Below are 18,618 nucleotides of genomic sequence, written 5' to 3'. Positions count from 1 at the left end.
TCAGCGTCGCCTTTGTCCTTGCCGGCGTCAGCGTCGCCTTTGTCCTTGCCGGCGTCAGCGTCGCCTTTGTCCTTGCCAGCATCAGCGTCGCCTTTGTCCTTGCCAGCATCAGCGTCGCCCTTGTCCTTGCCAGCATCAGCGTCATCATCCTCGCGCTTGTCACTTTCGGAACCGCTGTCGTTGTTGCCAGTCCCCCATTCGTCGAGGTCGATAGGCTCAGAAGAACACACGTCCGCCCCGTCCTTAGCCATCTGGAAAACGTCGGCGCGGTTCAGTGTGACATTTTCATCGTCGGTGGCCTGCCACAGGAATTCGGAGACCTTCTTGAAAGTGTGCTCCTTGCCTTCAACGGAGGCGGTGAACTCAGCAGACGGGGAGCCGCAGTCATTGGCGGAAGCGACAGCAGTGCCGGAAAGGGCGAGGGAACCAGTCAAGGTAGCGGCTAGCAGGCCGCGAGAGAAGGTAGACATAAAAACTCCAAGGATAGGTAGTAGGTGAAAAAGATCGTGAAAGGTGGATTGAGCCTTTCCGTTAACCGATATCGGTTGGCTTCGGAGTGTAACCCAGTTCCCACGCCGGTGATTGGTGTTTGGCGAAAAACCCGCGACTTTTGGGACTACTCCCCATGAATTCACAAAGGCACCCCCAATCCACGCGATGGTGGTGGGGGTGCCTACGCCTATCAACGTCCCTCAGGACGCTCAAGCTTCAGAATTAGAATGGAAGCTTGATGTTCAGAGCCTGGGCAGCGGCCGGAACAGCAGCAGCGATTGCGCCAAGAACGCCGACGACGATGGCGGCGATGCCCAAGCCGGTCGGCTTGCCTTCCTCGGAGGACAGCTTGGCCTTGAAGTCGTCGAAGGAGCTCTTCTCCTTCTTGCCTGCATTGTCCTTGCCCGGCTTGTCCTCGCCCTTACCTGGCTTGTTCTCGCCGGTCGGCTTGGTTTCGCCGGTCGGCTTGTTCTCGCCGGTTGGCTTGTTCTCGCCGGTCGGCTTGGTTTCGCCGGTTGGCTTGGTTTCGCCGGTTGGCTTGTTCTCGCCGGTTGGCTTGGTTTCGCCGGTTGGCTTCTCATTGTTGCCCTCGGCAGGGGCATTGATTGGGATAATCGGGTCCTCGCCGTTCTCGCCGGCCGTTACTACGGCGTCAACGAGGTCGTTGCCGTTGAGCTCGGTGTTCTCCTCGGCGGAGGCAGCTGCAACGCCGGCCATGGTCAGGGAGCTGGCCAGAGCGGCAGCAGTGAGGTTGCGGGAAATGCGCTTCATATTTCTTCTCCTAGGGAATTCGGGGACGTTGTATGAAAAGTCAATGTCGACATCAGTAGCGTGACCGCGTATTGAAATCGACTTCACACATGCTAACGAAGGACGGCGCAGGATTTGCCAAGCTGTGAAAGGTTATATGGGTATTCCACGGCAGCTGCCAAGGGCTTATCAGTGCACGATAATGTTCGCTGTCGCCGCTATGGTGCTACGAAAAAGCGAAAAGGTCTGCAAGGTGGTGGTGCAGTTGGGGAGAAGGCGTGGGGAAGCCGCCGAGGGGGTTGACAGGCTTTATGTAGGAAATGTGCGAATGGTTTCGGCGTCGGAAGTGTGATTAATGGGTGAAGCGCAACATATTTACGCATAGTTATGAGACAATTCACACACCTGCAACCCCCTAAGGAGAACTCATGCAATGGACAAAAGTAGGCGCGAGCCTCGCCGTAGTTGTCGCAGCGGCTGGCCTGGCCGCCTGCGGAGGAGACGGTTCCGGTGACGCGGCGGATGTTGATTTCATCAGTACCAACTCCACCGAACCCCAAAAGCCGCTCATCCCCGCGGACACCAGCGATGTGCCGGGAGCAACGCTCATTGACCTCATCTACTCAGGACTCGTGTACTTCGATGAGAACGGCGAGGTTCACAATGATCAGGCAGAAAGCATTGAGAAGACCGATGATGTGACCTACAAGGTCACGCTCAAGGAGGACGCGGTGTTTTCCGACGGCTCCCCGGTGCGTGCCCAGGACTATGTCGACACATGGAACAACGCGGTAGAAAACAGCATGCTCTCTGCCTATTTCTTCGAGCCCATCAAGGGCTACAAAGAAGGTTCAGCGAGCATGGAGGGGCTCAAGGTTGTCGATGAGAAGACGTTCACCATTGAGCTCGATGAGCCCACTGCGGATTTCGAAACGCGCTTGGGCTATTCCGTTTTCTTCCCAATGCACGAATCAGCCTTCGATGACATCGATGCATACGGCCAAAACCCGGTAGGAAGCGGCCCCTATAAGCTGCAAGAATGGAACCATAACCAAAACGCGATCCTCGTTCCCAATGAGAAGTATGAAGGTGACCGCAAGGCGCAGAATGATGGTTTGAACTTCGTATTCTATGCCGATGCCAGCGCAGCATATGCGGATCTACTCTCGGGGAATCTGGATGTTTTGGACTCGGTTCCGTCCTCGGCCATGGCCAACTTTGAAACGGATCTCGGCGAACGTGCAGTGAATGAACCTGCTGCTATCTTCCAGTCCATCACTATTCCCGCAGGGGATGAGAACTTTAGCGGGGAGGCGGGGGCGTTGCGTCGACAAGCACTGTCCATGGCCATTGACCGCGACGAGATTACTAAGACCATTTTCCAAGGGACGAACATTCCGGCGGTGGACTTCACCTCGCCCGTGCTTAACGACGGCGCCACGGACATCCCCGGCAACGACGTCCTGACCTATAACCCGGACAAGGCTCGTGAGCTGTGGGCCAAGGCGGAAGAGATGAAACCGTTTGAGGGGCCGTTTACCGTGGCGTATAACTCCGATGGCAGCCACAAGGAGTGGGTCGATGCCGTCGTGAATTTTATCCGGAACACCCTTGATATCGATGCACAGCCAGCGCCGTATCCGGATTTCAAATCGCTGCGCGATGAAGTGACAAACAAGACGATCGAGGGCGCCTTCCGCACCGGTTGGCAGTCGGTGTATCCGTCGCCGTCGAGCTTCTTGGAGCCGCTGTATGCCACAGGAGCTGCGACTAACGACGCCGACTATTCCAACCCCGAGTTTGATTCGCTTCTGAAGAAGGCTGCTGCGGCATCCAACGAAGGCGAAAGCGTTGAGCGGGTCAATGATGCCCAAGCAGTACTCATGCAGGACCTTCCCGCAATCCCGTTGTGGTACACCAACTCCACCGGTGGCTACTCCGAGCGTGTCGACAACGTGATTTTCACGTGGAAATCGAAGCCGCTGTACTACAACGTGACGTTGAAGTAGATCGCCATACGCCCTGCTACGCGAAAAGCGCTCCTCAACGATTAGTACTGAGGAGCGCTTCGTCGTGATCGTTAGCAGCTGTTAGAAAGGCAGCTTGATGCCGAGGGACTTTGCCACGCTCGGAGCGACAGCGGCGATTGCGCCCACGACGCCGAGGACAGCTGCGATGATGGCAGCAATGCCCAGGTCGGTCGGCTCGCCATCGGCGGAGCTCAGTTCCTCATCGAAGGAGCTGGACTCCGCAGTTGGGGTCTCAATCTGAGAGGGGGTCTCGGACGGCGTTGACGGAGCTTCAGGTGCCGGGGTCGCCGATGTCGTGGTCTCCGTCGTCGTCGTGGTGGTGGAGGTCGGCGGGTTGTTGATGATGGATTCCTGGATTAGTGCTGCAGCCTCATCCTGAACACCGCAGGCTTGAGTATCAGCCTTGGCGATCTCCATGACCTCAGCGCGGTTGAGTGTTAGTTCCTTGTTGTCAGCAGCGCGCCACAGGCCAAAGGATTCCTGCGTGAAGGTGTGCTCTTCTTCGTCGATGGTGGTGGTGAACTCTGCGGCTGGTGCCCAGCAGAAGTTGATCTTGGTATCAGTCTCCTGAGTAGCCTCTTCATCAGCGGAAGCGATGGTGGTGCCGGCCAAGACGAGGCAGCCGGTCAGAGCGGTAGTGGCGAGAGTGAGCGAAGTCTTCTTCATATTCTTCTCCTGGGAATAACAGCGATAGACGCTGGGAAAATGAGACGATTCTAGATTAGCTGATACAGATGTGAATGGTGTGCTCAATGGCGGCTTGTTGTGCTCTGAGCGCCAAGGTGTCATCAAAAACACACAAACCGCATGCCACCGCTCCCGATTAAAGGGGGTGGCATGCGGTGCTCCCGCGTCCTAGCGCGGGAGTGGGCCTATGAGTGTTTTAGATGAAGAGCTTGCGGCGAGCAACGAATGCGCCGGCAGCAATCATGGCTGCGATAGCCAGTGCAGCGAGGCCGCGGGCCACGGTGTTGGAACCGGTCTCGGCGGAGATACCACGGGACTGAGCCTGGGACTTCTCAGCGGTGCTCTCAGCCACCTTGCCGCCCTGGGCGATGACCTCGTCCTTGTTCTCCTTGAGCATCTGCTCAGAAGCTGCCTTCTCCTCAGCGGAAGGAGCGTCCTTCTGAGCAGCCTCTTCGGTCTTGACGTAGGTCTTGCCGTCCTTAGCCAGGTACCAGGTCACGCCACCGATGATGAGGGCAGCCGGGAGCGCCAGCCATGCCAGCTTCTCGGTGTCGAAGTCAGCATCATCCGCAGGGGTGGAAGGGGCCTGGGAGCCACCCGTCGGAGCAGTCTCGGTACCGGAAGGCTTAGTAGGTTCTTCCTTGCCAGCCTCCGGCTTTTCAGAGCCCGGGGTTTCAGGCTTCTTAGAGCCCGGGGCCTCCGGCTTTGCGGAACCCTGCTCGGATCCGCCAGTGCCGTTGTCGATCGGGGTGTCAACCTTGGACGGGCCAGCCGGAGCCGGATCCGGGTTTTCCGGTGCCGGTGCCGGGGCTTCCTCCTCGTCGCCTAGCTGAATGGTGGTCGTAGGGCCTTCCTCCTGGTTGTCTGCAGGAGCTTCCTTCTCTTGCAGACGCTCCCAAGCGGCCTGAGCCTGCTCAGCGGTGAGGGACGTGGAGCCAAGTTCGTTGGTGCTCTTGTAGGATCCGTCAGCCTGACGCTGGTAGGTGGTGCCTTCGAGCTCGAACACGGCCGGGGCCGGGATCTGCGCAGAGGCAACGGCGGTGCCGCCCAGTGCGAGGGAACCAGCCAGGACAGCTGCGGTCAGAGTGCGGTTGATGTGCTTCATGTGTTTCTCCTTGTGGGGTTGTGAGAGGGATTCACCCGACTTGAACCACAATAGTCACAACTTTCACATTAGTCACAGGAGTTATGGTGTGACTTCCCGTAACTTTTTAGGTATACGCGGAGTCATGTACGCAGCGTGTTCGATGCAGTGAAGCTTTCGGATAGAGCACAAATAATCCGCTTACACTGCGGGAATGCGGCAGTATTTGAAACCATGACCTGCGAAAATGTTCGACAAAGGCCCCTGGAAGTCGGGATCCCCCTGCATGGGGGGATGGCCGAGGGGTAGCTTAGCTCTGATCAGCGGCAGTTTCTGGTGCTGCGGTTATGCCTTCAAACTGCCAGCCCACGACCGCATTGCGCACGGCGGAAGCCAGCGGATTGGCCGGTTGGATGCAGCTGATGGTGAGCAGGCGGCCAGGCTTGGCATCGGCGCCCCAGATGCTTTCATCTTGCTCAAGGCCTTCCTTGGACGGGTCATGTAGATCCGTTGCGGTGTATACCAGCCACTGTTCGCCAGAGTTCTGCGTGCGCAAGAACAGCTTGTCGCCCACGGAGGCCTTGTGCGTATCGGCGCGACCGTCGTAGAGGTTATTGAACACTGCTGGTACGCCCGCGCCGGTATGCCCGGCAATGACCACGATGTCTGGCGAGTCCGTGCCGGGAAGCGCATAAGGCTTATCGTCTGCGGTATAGGTGCAGGCCTTATTCATCGAATCCGGGTTGATCTTATTGTCCTTGACCCTGCAGGAACCTTCCTCGAATTCTGCGCGCACATCAATCGCTGGGATGTACATCTCCACTGCGGGGGAGGGCTCGATGACGGCAGCGGGCTCCGCCACCACCTCCGTTGGCTGCGGTGCCGGCGCATCTGATTCCTGATTGAGGTTGAGCGCGGCAATGATACCGACGAACACCAGCGTCAGAATAAGGAGTACCCCCATCCCGCGGCGACTGCTGGGCTTGCGATGACGTGCTGCTTGGCGACGTCCCCCAGTTCCCCTCCTAGCCCTGTCCGGCACCGCATGGCTGGACGCTGTCCGAGCGGACGCCGACTGGGAAGCAGTGCGCCTGAATGAGGTCGACGTGGTTGGAGTAGAAGGGGAAGAAGCTATGCGCGTGTGGTCGGGACGCCGACGCGGCCGGTAGGGTGCGCGCTGCCTAGCAGAGCCCTCGCGGTCCTGAGGAGAGCGGTCACGACGCCTAGCGCGTTCCTTGTGAAGATCAATGCGGATCCCCTCTTCCGGCAGGCGGTAGTCGTCGCGCCGCGCCGAGTAGCGAGAATCCATGGGCAAGCTCCTGATGGTGAGGTGATTAAAGAAATAGGGTACTACTTCGTGGCAAGCTGATAGCGCAGCGCATACGTGATGAGCCAGTGGGTAGACATGAAGTCGCCGTCGATAAGCTGAGGCTCCGCACTAGTCGCCAGCGCTTGGGCGCGCGGTAGGGCAGAGGCGTCGAAATGCTCGGCGAGTTCAACAAGCATCCACGCCCTCGACAGCGCTAGGCCGTAGAGGTGGGCCAGGCGGCCATCGGTGGGGTCGAGGACCTCCGGGATCGTTGTCAGAAAATCCAGTGCTTCGGCGCGGTGGGGAAGGAATCCATCGAACCACTCGTCGAAATCCGGCAGCACGCGGGACATGAGTAGTGCTTCTGATAACCCGTTGGACAAGAAGTCATGTCCGGAAAGCTCCCACTCGAGCGGATAGTTACGGTCACTACCGAACAGTCGAACAGCAGCTTCGCGCACCGAATTTGCCAGTGAATCCAACCCGAGTTTCTCTGCTGCTTCGAGGATGAGGAAGAGGTTGAAAGCGGTATTGGAATGCATGCCGTGGCGTACCGGCTGGTTAAGTGAGGCGAGCCAGCTTTGGCAATGCTGCGCGGTCAGCGCAACGAGCTTATCCATCGCATCGCTGGGTCGGACCGACGCTAACTGGAGCAGCCACGCGCGCCCATAAGGCATTTCATAGCCCGGATGCTGCGTAAGGTACTCAAGTTCCACGGCGAGGGCGTTGGGGCTGAGGCGTTCGTCGAGAAGCGCGGCAAGTTCGGCCGGGGACTCTGGGCCGAGAGTTGTGTCCAGAAGCACCCCTGAATATTGCATATGGACACTGGAATGCCAGTCGAAACACCCATAGAAACTCGGGTGCAGCTCCCGCGGGCGCACGTGGCAATCATCGGCGGACGCGCTCGTATGGTGCATGGCGGCGGGAAACTCGCGCTCGAGGACGCCCGCAATCCCACTCGCCCATACACTAGCCATGGTCTCAAACTCTGTCATGAATCAAGTATGGCAGAGACCCCGGACATCTATTATGGCCTGCAGTTTCGTGGTTGTTCGCTACAGGGAAAGTGCAGCCTTCAACTGCGGGAGGAAGAACTCTGCTGCATTGACAAGCCCAACCAGCGTCGCGGTGACGAGAGCAACGACGCCGCCGGCCGCCAGCAGGGAGAGACGCTTTTCCTTCGTGTCAATCTGTTCAAGTTCGCGCTCGTTCTCCTCACGCAGCGCGTCTTTGACGTTGATGTCCATGAGGAACTCGCCCCATTTCTGGGAGGCGAGCCGGTACTCCTCTTCGGCTGCTTTTATCTCTTCCGCTGAAGCGCCGGAACTCTTCAATTCTTCTAGCTTGAGGCGGGCGTCTTCAGCCTCCTGCCACATCTCTTTGGCTCGTGCTTCATCTTCTTTAGATGGCTTGTACTCTTCGGCCTCGTCGGCCTTGCTGCTGAAAGCGCTGAAGCAGTCCTCGTGCAAGCACCGAGAAGATTCCACGTTGAGCTCCTGTGCTGTCGCAGTAGGAACCGTTACGAGGCCTGCGGCGATGACTGTTGCCATTCCAAGGCTGGACCGGCGATGCCACGAATTCATAGACGTCTCCTTCAATAGGGGAGGTAGGGAAGTGTCCTTACTGTATCGCGGGACGCGTCGGAGCGCTGAAAATTGGGAGGATTCTATTGATCAATAAACCATTCTTCCCTACCTGTATAGCCAGTATTCGTGTGGTATCGATCGGTTCAATCGAACATGTGAGCGGGTATGTGAGTTTTTGTCTTAGCCTCTTTCTAGTGTGTAAAGCAGACATCTGAAGCGTCGGGGAATCGGTTCATTGTGGGACGCAAAGGTGTCTACAGCACAGGATGCAGTTCACAAAACGGACTGCTGCACAACTCACGAGGGGGAGCCATGAGGTTCTTAGAACAAAAGCCGACAACTTTTAGTAAAGGGCAGATACATCGAATAGGCAGTGCGCTGCGAAATGGAGAGGCGATTGATGAGGAGAGGTTCGGGCTATTCCTAGATCAGCAATCGGCGCTTTGTGATGTGGTGGTTCGCGAAGCAGGTAAGACGATGGCAGGTCTTGAGAATCCACTGGAGCTGGCTTCAAACTCTTTCGTCGAGCCTGACTCCGACACTTATTTTTTAGGTTCACGCGTAAAGACGAGGGATACCCTTGTAGAAAAACTACGCCGCATGCCCAGTTTTCCATTGGAGAACATTCAAGATGTTTCCGGGGTGCGAATGGATTTTGATGTGACTTTGACTGAACAGACAGTTTTAGCGCACCTCCTTTCTAAGTCCCTAAAAGCGGCTGGTGCGAAGAGAATTGAGATCCGCGACATGCGCGATGAACCGCATTCAGGCTATCGAGCTGTTCATTTGCATGTGATTTCGGAGGCGGGCCGTGCGGAGTTTCAATTGCGCACGGCACTTCAGTCTCAATGGGCGAACCTTTATGAAATGGCTGGAGACTTGTACGGAAGAGAAATTCGATACCTCGAATTCGGAGGAGAAATTCCTGCAGAATTTGAAACTGAGACCCGTGTTTTGCATGAACTATCAGAAGTTGTCAACAGGGTGGAAAGGCTCGTTGATATTCTTACTGAACCTTTTGAACGCGGCGGAACTGTTGGAACCACTCAAAATGAAGCACGTCAACTGCGGCGGCGCATGTATAGGATGCTAGATAAACTGATGCGTGAATTCGAGGAACGTCGAATTCATCGTGACATGGAAGGAGAATAGTTCGATGCCGGCCTATCTCATCAAATATCACCGCCCGACGGGAGCGCTCGAAGTCACCGAGTACGAATCCCTGATTGAAGGAACCCGCGCTCGTCATGAATTGGATCAAGTGAATAAGGATCCTGATGTCGAGATCGTTGCTATTGGTGCTAAGAACTTGGAATCCGTCCGGCACACGCATGCGCGTTACTTCTTCCGTGAGAAAACCGCGCCGCCGTACCCTTTCGTGGCTTAAGGCTTAAGGATTAAGCCAGCGCAGCGAGAAGAGATTAGCTGCGCAGGATCTTCTCCATGGCCTTGCCTTTGGCGAGCTCGTCAACGAGCTTGTCCATGTAGCGGATGTTTTGCATCAGCGGGTCCTCGATGTCCTGGACCTTGTACCCGCAAATGCTCCCAGTGATAAATGAGCGGGACGGGTTGAGATGTGGTGCCTGTTCGAAGAATTCCTCGAGGGTGACCTCCTCCTCTCGCGCTCGCTCTAAGCCCTCAACTGAATAGCCAGTGAGCCAGGAGATAACTTCGTGGAGCTCGCTAACAGTCCTGCCTTTGCGCTCTACCTTGTTGACGTAGTGCGGGTAGATGTCGGCGAAGGGCACGGAAAAGATGCGGTGGGACATGTGAGCAGTTTATCCGCTGTCGCCGGTGTCGGGGCTGTTGGAGTCTTGCTTGGTGTTGCCTCCAACAGCACACGAGAAGCAGCGATGGGGCAGGGCATCAAATATTTCGTATCGACAATGCGCCTTCTTTCTTCGCAGCGAAGCATTGGATTGCAATGGCCAGAAGGCCCACGCCGGCACCTATGAGATCCGTAATGAGGTCCGGAGCCATCATCGTGAGGGCAGCTGCGGCGAACAGTACGCGGAGAAGCGGATTAGCGCGAACCATCAGGTGTCCTTCCACTGCAACAGATAAAAGAAGCACGCCAACAGTGCCTGTAATCGCTACGAGAATGGCTTCAAATGCAGAAACATCCTGAAGAAGCATCGCGGGATTGAAGACGAAAATGAAGGGAATGATGTAGCCGGCGAGAGACAACCGCATTGATTGGAAACCGGTCTTGACGGGATCGGCTCCGGAGATACCCGCTGCCGCGAATGCCGCAAGTGCCACTGGCGGAGTGATGTTCGCGAAAAGGCCAAAGTAGAACACGAACATGTGGGCAACCAACGGTTCAACACCGAGCTGTCCGAGAGCCGGCGCAGCCATCGTTGCCGTAATGATGTAAGTCGGAATCGATGGCAGACCCATGCCAAGGATGATGCAAGCGATCATGGTCAAGACGAGGGACAGCAGGAGGTTGCCTGCACCAATGGTCACGATGGCATTTGCCAAAGTAACTCCGAAGCCAGTGAGGGTGACGACACCCACGACGATGCCAACGGCTGCACAGGCAATGGATACCGACACTGCAGTTTTGGCACCGAGAGCGAAGGAATCCAGAATCTCCATGATGCTCATACGTGTGGTCTTGCGCAGCTGGGCGACGACAAGGGTGACGATGATCGTCAGAAACGCCGAGAACAGGATGGTACGTCCGGTAAAGAACAACATGTAGACGAGGAAGATGAGCGGAATCGTAAGGTGACCGCGCTCCTTGAGGACTTCGGTTACTGCAGGGAGATTGTCGCGAGAGATTCCTTTGAGTCCCTGGCGGGTTGCACGAAGATGCACCTGGGCAATGACTCCGAGGTAGTAGAGCAGAGCGGGAACGAGCGCTGCGATAGCTACTTCTTTGTAAGGCATGCCCAACGTCTCAGCCATGATAAATGCAGCTGCGCCCATAATCGGTGGCAAAATCTGACCGCCAACTGAGGCTGAGGATTCCACAGCACCAGCGAAAACCGGTTTGTAGCCGACACGCTTCATCATCGGAATAGTAAAAGCACCGGTGGTGACAACGTTTGCGACTGCAGCACCATTAATGGAGCCCAAGAAACCGGATGCCACGACAGCTACCTTTGCTGGGCCACCTTTGGTCTGTCCAGCGAGGGCAAGAGCAATATCGTTAAAGAACTGTCCCATGCCTGACTTCTGAAGCACAGCTCCGAAGAGGACAAAAAGGAAAATGTACGAAGCGGCAACGCCAATTGCCGTACCAAAGATTCCTTCGGTCGTCAGATAAGTAAAGTTGAGGGTCTTTTCCCAGTCGTAGCCACGGTGTCGCAACATGCCCGGCATCTCACGTCCATACACAGAATAGAGAAGGAAGAGGATGGCAAGCACCGGTAGCGCCCAACCGGTAATTCGACGAGCGGCCTCAATGACCAACACAACCAGAATCGCCGCGAAGACAATATCGAGAGTTGTAGGTATACCGGCTCGACGGACTATGTCCTCATAGTTGAAAATGACGTAGACCGCGGTGGAGATGGACGCAAGGATGAGAAGTATGTCGTAAAGCGGGATCTTCTCGCGTGAAGCCTTCATGAAGGGCGGGTACAAAGCGAATGCCAGTACCAGGATCATCGCAACGTGTACAGCTCGGTGTACCAGAACCGGCGGGGAGCCAAAGTAGGCCGTATACATGTGATACAGCGATACGATGATTGCAAAAGCCGTCACGATGACGTTCACCGGTGTGGAGACAAAATCCCTAAGGCGCGATTCGCGGTCAAACTTCTCTAGTATTTCCTGCGTTTCGGCACTGTTGGGCTCGGTGTCAATATGAATGCGGCCTTTGTCGTCCAGCTCTTTTTGTGAAAGGGTATCGACGTGGGCTGTCTCTGTTTCTTTAACCATGGTCTTTCTTTCTAACTATGTGCCGATATCAGCAGCTGTACCGACGAATGCAGTGGCAAAGGTGTGATGGGGAATCTCTTGCTGCAGAACTAATGGTTCTGAACGGTTCACGAAGAAGACTCGGAAAGTGTGATCGGTTTCGTGGGAGTGCACCCAATTGAGTTCCTCGATCTGGCGATCAATCTTCGAGGTATGGACGATGCCTCCCTCATTGACGGTGACCCCCTCTAAATCACTGGGGACTCCTGCACCAAAGCTTTTGAGGTAGACATCTGTAAGAAGAAGATGGTGGGAATCTATTCGATATATTTCGCGCCACGGTTCCTTTTCCACAGAGTGGATCCACTCGAGTTCAACGTGGTCAATCTGGCTAGTGGGCACCTCGAGGAAGACGACGTCGCCACGAGCGTCTGCCACGATAAGCTGCGATTTTTGAGGACGGTCTGACGTATCGGAAAAGGCGACGGGACCCACAACAGTCAGCGCAAGGACAACAACGCTGAGTACAGCGAAAAGTGTAATCGTTGAGCGCTTGGCCATGGCAGGTCCCAGTTCAGCGTTATTGCAGAGTTCGTTAGAGAGCCCCTACTTCTTCGAAGTACTTGCGGGCGCCAGGGTTTAGCTCAGTCGCAAGTCCATCTTCGACGGAGTCCAAGGTGATCTGCTTTGCTGCGTTGTGGGAAGCATGAATTGCATCGAGGTTTTCAAAGAGCGCCTTGGTGATTTCGTAGACCTGCTCGTCGTCGAGATGCGGCGAGACAAGGAGTTGGTTGGTGATAGATGCAGTCGGAACATCTTCGGCCTCATCGTAGGTACCACCAGGAATAACGTCTTCGTTGAAGAACGGGTACTTTTCGCGAAGCGTCTTCATGCCTTCGCCTTCGATAGGAACGATGACCACATCTTCAGTGGTGGCAAGATCCATGACGGAAGAGTTTGGAAGACCAGAGGTGACGAAAGCTGCATCAATCTGACCGTTCTTCATTTGGTCGATGGAGTCAGCATACGAGAGGAAGTCCTCGTTGATATCGTCATAGGACATGTTGTGGGCCTCGAGAATCATCTGAGCGTTGAGCTCAACGCCAGAGTTCTGGTCACCAACACCTACGCGCTTGTTTTTGAGATCCTCCACAGATTGAATTCCGGACTTCTTGGTGGTCACGATCTGAACGAAGTTGGGGTAGAGGGCGGTGATGGCGGTGAGCTCCTTAAGACCCTCCTTGTCTGCGAATGGGCCAGTTCCTTCGATTGCCTGACGGGTTGCATCGCCCATTGCAAAAGCGATTTCAGCGTCGCCGTCGGTAAGCAACTGAATGTTCTCAACGGAAGCACCAGTGGCCTGTACCGAAGAATCCGCGCCGAGTTTGTCACCGAGCACCTGCGACATCGAAGCACCAATTTGGTAGTAGGGGCCGGAAGTTCCGCCGGCAGCGATAGTCACGAAGTCAACAGTGCCATCACCTGAACCAGATCCAGAGTCTGAAGAAGAACAGCCGGTAAGAACTAGCGAAGCGGCTAATACGGTTGCGAGTGCTGAACGAATGCGCATGGTGGACTTCCTTTTCGGTACTGGTTATGAGTTAGGTAGTGAGTATGGTGAATCAAATCACCTGTAAGTGAGAGCTGTGCGTTATCGCACAACTTCTTGTTTTGGAAATGTAGCAACCCGGAAGGCCGGTCGATGTGAAAACCGTGAAATGGGGGTACATTTTCTTTCCCAATGTCCCTATGGGGCGGGAAATCCGGAAAATTCAGCGCGGATTGTTCATCAATCTTCCCTATTTGGGGAGGGGCTTGGTTGGGGTGGCATAACCAGCACATGCGATCTGTAGTGCGCGCAATTTTGCGACAATCTAGGGCCGCGCGAAAGGGACCCGTTGCCATTCTGCAAGGCTCTCGTTGCCGTTCTGCAAAGAGTTCATTGCCATTCTGCAAGCCCTGCGTTGCCATTCTGCAAGGGTTCCGTTGCCGTTTTGCAATGCCCGCGTTGCCGTTTGATCATGCCGTAAAACGCCAAAAAGAGGGCACCCGCGGCCGTCGTAAAGCGGCGTCAGGGTGCCCTCTGTGGTGGGGCTCAGGGAGGTGAGCTAGTTCAGTTAGTTCCAGACGGGGGCGTCGTCAAGCTGCAGCTCGGAGTAGCGCGCCTCCGGAACCGTGGCGGAGTAGGGCTTGCCCACAGCCTCCCATTCCTGGTCGGAGTTGCAGCGCACGTCCTGGCCGTCGGTGTCGAGCATGGTGAAGCCCCACACCAGCTTGCCCTGGGAGTTGGCCGGCAGCTCGTAGGGGCCGACCTTCTGGTTGAGCTTCCAGTGCTGCTCGTTGACGTAAGTGAAACCGTAGGTCTGGGTCAGCACCTTCGCCAGCTCGCCCACACCCTTGATGGAGCCGGAGACCTCGATGGTCTGCGTGCGGGCCTGAGTCACGGTGTGGCTGACCGGTACGGGTTCATCGTTGCGGTTGGCCACGCTCGTGGCGTCGGTTTGCTTAAACCAGCGGCGAGTAGCGGTGACGTAGGTGCCGTTCTCACCGGGCGTCGAGCAGTGCGTGCCCGGCTTGTGGTCCTCGTTCCAGCGCTGGGGCAGCTCGAAGTCCCCGCCGAAGTCCGCGGCGTGGGCAACGGGAGCGACCGCTAGCAGGCTCAGTGCGGCAAAGGTGCTCGCGATGGACTTCTTCAGCACGCCTTAACCCCAATCGTTGTTATCGCGCGTGGAGACCTCAATGTGGCGCTCCTTCGGCAGGGTAGCGGTGAAGGTCTCGCCGTTAGGCTGCCAGGTGTTATCGGAACCGCAGATGGTCTTCTGACCCTCAAAGTCGGAGACAACCCAGCCGGCACGCAGCACGGCGGTCTTACCCGGGGCGATGTTGTACGGGCCGACCTGTTCGCCGACCTCGTAGGACTGGGAATCGGTGTAGCTGGAGGAGAAGGTGAAGTTGATCAGATCCAGCAGCTTGAAGTCAACGCCGGCGGAAACGTTCCAGGTCTTGGTCTTGGTTTCCTTGATGGAGCGAGTAACCGGAAGCGGCTCGTCGTTGTAGTTGGACACGGTCCAGGAACCAGCAGAACCGTCGAAGTAGGTGCGCTTGATGTTCACGGTCTGGCCGGTGTCACCCGGGTTGGCGCAGTGCTCACCGATGGTCGTCGGGTTAGCCGGACCCAGGTCGCGAGCCGGCAGCGCGTTAGCAGCCGGAGCGAGGATGAGGCCGGAAGCAACGGCCAGAGCAGCGGTGGTGGAAGCAATCTTGGTCTTGAACATGGTGTTTTCTCCTTGAATACTTGAGAGGAATTAGTAGATGGTCTGGGTAGGAACCGGAAGGTCGCGGTACTCGTCCGGGGTGACGTCCTCGGTACGGGTGGAGCCGTCCTTGCCCGTGATGGTGGCCTCCGCCCAGAAGCCGCTGGGAGCGGTGGTCTGCTTGTAGTTGGAGGTCAGGCTGTACTTTCCGTCCTTACCGCAGTGAATCTCGCGGTAGTTGATGCGGGTCATGGTGGTGCCGTACTCCACGCGGACGCGCTCGCCCGGGGCTAGGTCGATGTGCTCGAGCTCAGTTCCCACCGGCATGTAGGCGCGCTTGACCGCACCGACGGATTCCAGCCAGCCCTTCGGGATATCGCCGCGGTTGCCCTGCCAGTTGGTGTACGGCGCGTGCTCCGCGCCGACGACGAAGTCCGTGACTGGTGCGTACTCGTAGTCGCCCTTAGACCAGTTGAGGAAGTCGGTGGAGTAGCCCGGCTTGCGGAACGTCGGGGTCACTGCGGTGATGTCCAGCGGGTACCAGGAGCTATCGCGGCCCTCGCAGGTCTCGCCCTCCTTGGGCCAGGACGGATCGCGCTGCAGATCCTCGGAAGGCTGCATGATTTCGTCCTTCTTCGGGTCCGCAATCTTCTCCAGGCTAGGACCGGAGACGGAGGTATAGGTGCCATCGATGGGCTTGGAGTTCGCGCCCGGGGAGCGGGAGGGAATCTCCATGGCCAGGTCCGAAATGGAACCGTCTGCCTTGATGATGTAGGCAAAGGCATAGCGCTCGGCTGGGCCCTTGCCGCGGATGACGTTGGCGCCTGGCATATTCTCTAGGCGGTCGTCGTTACAACCGACGAACATGGAGATGAAGTCCTTTTCCACCACGCCATACTCCACGCGGAAAGACTCACCCGGCTTGAGCTTGATGGGGCCAAAGGTTTCCTTATCGTGCCAACCGTTGCTCAGCTTCAGTCCGATGTCAGACTTAGCCGTGGTGTCCCATCCGGAAGGCATAGCGGCCTTGGAGTTGGCTTCAATCTTGTGGTTGGTGCCCGTTTCCACGGAGGCGGTGTACGGCACCTCCTGGTTGGTGGTGTTCTTAAACTGCAGGGTGCCGTCGCTGACGTAGCGGCGTCCCGTCTCAGCAAAGCGCCACTCCGGCGTGGCGTTGTCTTCGCCGGCCGCGCTGCAGCTCTTGTAGAGGTTCGTGATGGGGTAAGCCTGCGGCATGGGCGGAATAGTGGCCGCCTGTGCTGCGGGCGCGATGATGGCCGCGCTCGCCATCGCGGCTGTAGCCGCCAGCGGCGCGAGCGCGCGGAGTCCCTTGATATGCACCTGGATACCGTCCTTAAAGAAACTTAAAGAATAATGGGTAACTTCTTGAAACCTGGGACAATCTTAAGCGTCGGAAACTTACGCCTCAATAAAAAGGGAAAAATATTTTGTACACCTGCAAGAAAGTTAGCAATGTTAAGCGCCTGGAGACCAGCGTTTTGATCGTTCGTGCACCATCGTTCGATTAACCCTGTTTGGAGGTGTTGACATTCTGACCATTCATCCGAAGGTGCTGGCAGTGAGCTTAAAGTCGCATGTGTACTGCTGGGGTTGTGCGCTACTGGCCGTCGCGCCCACGTCCACATTCCTCACCCTTGGGGTAGGGAACGCGCGGCCGCCACTTCGGTAAGTCCTACGCCACGCTTGCCGACGTCCCCCTCATCCCCACCATCACCCCTTCTGCATGCCGAAAGGAGCGTCCGGTGAGCAGTGCGAAAATATGTTCCCAGGAGACCTTAGTAATCCACGGCATCCCGAATGATGGGACACGTCATGCAGTGCCCGCCACCGCGGCCCCGGCCGAGCTCTGCTGAGCCAATTTCCACGACCTCCACGCCCGCGGCCCGCAGCTTCTTGTTGGTGTGCTTATTACGGTCATAAGCCACCACCACGCCGGGCTCAATGGCCACGACGTTGTTGGCATCGTCCCACTGCTCACGCGCAGCGGTGTAGGCATCGCCGCCCGTCTCAATGACTTCGAATGCTCCAATGCCAAGCGCCTTGGCGGTGACCGTGAGGAAGGGTTCGGTGGGAAGTTCGACGTCGAAAGGCGCCGTACTCGTTGAAGGCCGCAACACGATAGGGCGAATGGTGTCAACGACCTTGGGGTAGGCCGTCACCTTATCTGCATCCAGAAAAGTGAAGACGGTGTCGAGGTGCATCGATGCGCGATCCTTGGCCATGGCAGCGATGATGATCTGGGTGGCCGCTTCTTCCTCGAAGAGGCGCATGGCCAATCGGCTGACTCCTTGCCACGTGGTGCGCTCACCCATGCCGACGAGCACGATACCTTTTCCAATCGGCATGATGTCACCGCCTTCAAGCGCGGCCAAACCTTGGTCTTCGTCAGTATTGCCGTACCAGAACTTGAAATCTGCGTTGGCAAACCGCGGATGGAAATTGTAAATAGCGCGGGTCAGTAGCGTTTCCTGGTGCCGCGCCGGCATACGCATGGGGTTGAGAGTCACCCCGCCGTAAATCCACGCCGAATTATCGCGCGCGAACTGCGTATTGGGCAGCGGACGCAACGCAAACGCGGTGGGGCCATAGACCGCGCGCATCGTATCAATGATGCCGTGGCCGAGGCCCTCGGGAATTTCAGCAAAGGACACTCCACCGATGAGCAGCTCCGCGAGCCGTTTCGTGGGCAGCTCCTCGAACCAGTGACGCAGCTCGCCGCCGATTCCTGCGCCGACGTTTCTATCCAAGAGCTTGTAATCCAGGATGAAATCGCGTCCACCTTCTGTGTCCAGGGTTTCCTCCAGGAGCGTGTGCATGTCCAGAACGTCGACATCATGCTCACGCAGCTTGGCGACGAATTCCTCATGGTGTCTCTTAGCCTCATCAACCCACAGGACGTCATCGAAGAGCAGGTCTTTGCAGTTGCTCGGTGTCAGCCGCTCATGCGCGAGCCCCGGCGCGCACACCATCACTTGGTGGAGCTTGCCTGCCTCGGACCAGACGCCTGGTAGGGGAGTTGTCATGTTTGAACCTTTCCTAGCCCTCGGTGAGTCGCGCCATTTCTTTAATTGGTGAATAGAGTCACCGTAGATTGGCTAATGTGAACTAGGCGACAATTCTATGGGGGATTCGCACTTTTTCAAACTCGCACACGGAGGAGAAATCCCACGTAGATGTAGTTTTTGCGGCGGGGTGCATACTATTATCGCTGTTTATTCATGCGCTGCCGGCAGGTTCACGGCGAAGCTCTACGCCGTGCTTGCCGACGCTCACCTCCCCGCCACTGCGGTAATGCCGACACCGACGGCCATCGCGCCCCAGCCCGTGAACGGATGAATAAATGCGGAGGGGATGAAACTCTACGCGAATAGTAGAAAAGGGGAGATTTCTCATGATCTCCTATGACCCTTTGACCGAATCCAACCCAAAGAGCTTTGAAGTTTGAAGAATGGGCCGCGCCGCTGTCGGTGGGAAGTGGCAACGCGGCCCCAGAGTGATAGGGAAGAAGGGCAGGTTTCCTGCCTTCCTTGTAGGG

18 protein-coding genes are annotated in these 18,618 nt (G+C 56.8%); 3 read left to right on the top strand and 15 right to left on the bottom strand.

The genetic code is table 11. The features are described from left to right. Both QP922_RS06860 and QP922_RS06855 read right to left on the bottom strand, forming a co-directional pair. The coding region (locus tag QP922_RS06860; RefSeq protein WP_284808542.1) for a hypothetical protein at positions 1-470 on the bottom strand (470 nt) is incomplete at its 3' end. 244 nt (positions 471-714) lie between these two features. Beyond that, entirely contained in the window at positions 715-1,263 is a 549-nt protein-coding gene (locus tag QP922_RS06855; RefSeq protein WP_284808540.1) for a hypothetical protein, read from the bottom strand. Positions 1,264-1,670: 407 nt separating this feature from the next. On the opposite strand from QP922_RS06855, the gene QP922_RS06850 reads away from it, so the two are divergent. After that, positions 1,671-3,251, top strand: coding sequence for a peptide ABC transporter substrate-binding protein (locus tag QP922_RS06850; protein WP_284808539.1), 1,581 nt, complete (start codon positions 1,671-1,673; stop codon positions 3,249-3,251). Positions 3,252-3,332: 81 nt separating this feature from the next. Here the strand turns inward: QP922_RS06850 and QP922_RS06845 are convergent, their stop codons facing one another. The 5 genes from QP922_RS06845 to QP922_RS06825 all read right to left on the bottom strand — a co-directional run bounded on the left by QP922_RS06845 (position 3,333) and on the right by QP922_RS06825 (position 7,935). Then, positions 3,333-3,938 carry a hypothetical protein gene (locus QP922_RS06845; RefSeq protein WP_284808537.1) on the bottom strand — a complete coding sequence of 202 codons (606 nt, stop codon included), beginning with the start codon at positions 3,936-3,938 and terminating at the stop codon, positions 3,333-3,335. 217 nt (positions 3,939-4,155) lie between these two features. Continuing rightward, positions 4,156-5,064, bottom strand: coding sequence for a hypothetical protein (locus QP922_RS06840; RefSeq protein WP_284808535.1), 909 nt, complete (start codon positions 5,062-5,064; stop codon positions 4,156-4,158). A gap of 289 nt (positions 5,065-5,353) precedes the next feature. Beyond that, complete coding sequence (locus QP922_RS06835; protein ID WP_284808534.1) at positions 5,354-5,980, bottom strand: sortase family protein; 627 nt, start codon at positions 5,978-5,980, stop codon at positions 5,354-5,356. Positions 5,981-6,393: 413 nt separating this feature from the next. After that, entirely contained in the window at positions 6,394-7,347 is a 954-nt protein-coding gene (locus tag QP922_RS06830) for a DUF2891 family protein (RefSeq protein WP_284808532.1), read from the bottom strand. A gap of 60 nt (positions 7,348-7,407) precedes the next feature. Continuing rightward, positions 7,408-7,935 (bottom strand): hypothetical protein, encoded by a 528-nt coding sequence (locus tag QP922_RS06825; protein ID WP_284808530.1) that lies wholly within the window; start codon positions 7,933-7,935, stop codon positions 7,408-7,410. A gap of 315 nt (positions 7,936-8,250) precedes the next feature. Between QP922_RS06825 and QP922_RS06820 the strand changes: the two genes are divergently transcribed. Both QP922_RS06820 and QP922_RS06815 read left to right on the top strand, forming a co-directional pair. Further along, on the top strand, positions 8,251-9,090 hold the full coding sequence (locus QP922_RS06820) for a RelA/SpoT-related domain-containing protein (protein WP_284808528.1): 840 nt from the start codon (positions 8,251-8,253) through the stop codon (positions 9,088-9,090). Positions 9,091-9,094: 4 nt separating this feature from the next. Further along, positions 9,095-9,325 (top strand): hypothetical protein, encoded by a 231-nt coding sequence (locus QP922_RS06815; RefSeq protein WP_070669712.1) that lies wholly within the window; start codon positions 9,095-9,097, stop codon positions 9,323-9,325. A 34-nt stretch (positions 9,326-9,359) separates the two neighbouring features. On the opposite strand, the gene QP922_RS06810 is transcribed toward QP922_RS06815, so the two are convergent. The 8 genes from QP922_RS06810 to QP922_RS06775 all read right to left on the bottom strand — a co-directional run bounded on the left by QP922_RS06810 (position 9,360) and on the right by QP922_RS06775 (position 18,106). Further along, positions 9,360-9,707, bottom strand: a complete 348-nt coding sequence (locus QP922_RS06810; RefSeq protein ID WP_284808527.1) for a DUF2200 domain-containing protein — start codon at positions 9,705-9,707, stop codon at positions 9,360-9,362. A gap of 97 nt (positions 9,708-9,804) precedes the next feature. Then, positions 9,805-11,829, bottom strand: a complete 2,025-nt coding sequence (locus QP922_RS06805) for a TRAP transporter permease (RefSeq protein ID WP_284808525.1) — start codon at positions 11,827-11,829, stop codon at positions 9,805-9,807. A gap of 15 nt (positions 11,830-11,844) precedes the next feature. Beyond that, positions 11,845-12,369, bottom strand: a complete 525-nt coding sequence (locus tag QP922_RS06800) for a DUF1850 domain-containing protein (protein WP_284808523.1) — start codon at positions 12,367-12,369, stop codon at positions 11,845-11,847. A 34-nt stretch (positions 12,370-12,403) separates the two neighbouring features. Continuing rightward, positions 12,404-13,378: a TAXI family TRAP transporter solute-binding subunit gene (locus QP922_RS06795; protein ID WP_284808521.1), complete on the bottom strand. Its 975-nt coding sequence runs from the start codon at positions 13,376-13,378 to the stop codon at positions 12,404-12,406. A gap of 547 nt (positions 13,379-13,925) precedes the next feature. Then, positions 13,926-14,507, bottom strand: a complete 582-nt coding sequence (locus QP922_RS06790; protein WP_284808520.1) for a hypothetical protein — start codon at positions 14,505-14,507, stop codon at positions 13,926-13,928. A gap of 3 nt (positions 14,508-14,510) precedes the next feature. Continuing rightward, on the bottom strand, positions 14,511-15,083 hold the full coding sequence (locus tag QP922_RS06785; RefSeq protein ID WP_070669715.1) for a hypothetical protein: 573 nt from the start codon (positions 15,081-15,083) through the stop codon (positions 14,511-14,513). Between the two features lie 30 nt (positions 15,084-15,113). Continuing rightward, on the bottom strand, positions 15,114-16,352 hold the full coding sequence (locus tag QP922_RS06780; protein WP_502869592.1) for a hypothetical protein: 1,239 nt from the start codon (positions 16,350-16,352) through the stop codon (positions 15,114-15,116). Positions 16,353-16,858: 506 nt separating this feature from the next. Beyond that, entirely contained in the window at positions 16,859-18,106 is a 1,248-nt protein-coding gene (locus QP922_RS06775; RefSeq protein ID WP_284808518.1) for an arginine deiminase, read from the bottom strand. Positions 18,107-18,618: the final 512 nt, after the last annotated feature.

This window comes from Corynebacterium sp. MSK218 (assembly GCF_030232655.1).
GTDB lineage: Bacteria > Actinomycetota > Actinomycetes > Mycobacteriales > Mycobacteriaceae > Corynebacterium.
Note: the sequence above shows the minus strand (reverse complement) of the source record. Positions and strands in the feature narration are given on the sequence as shown.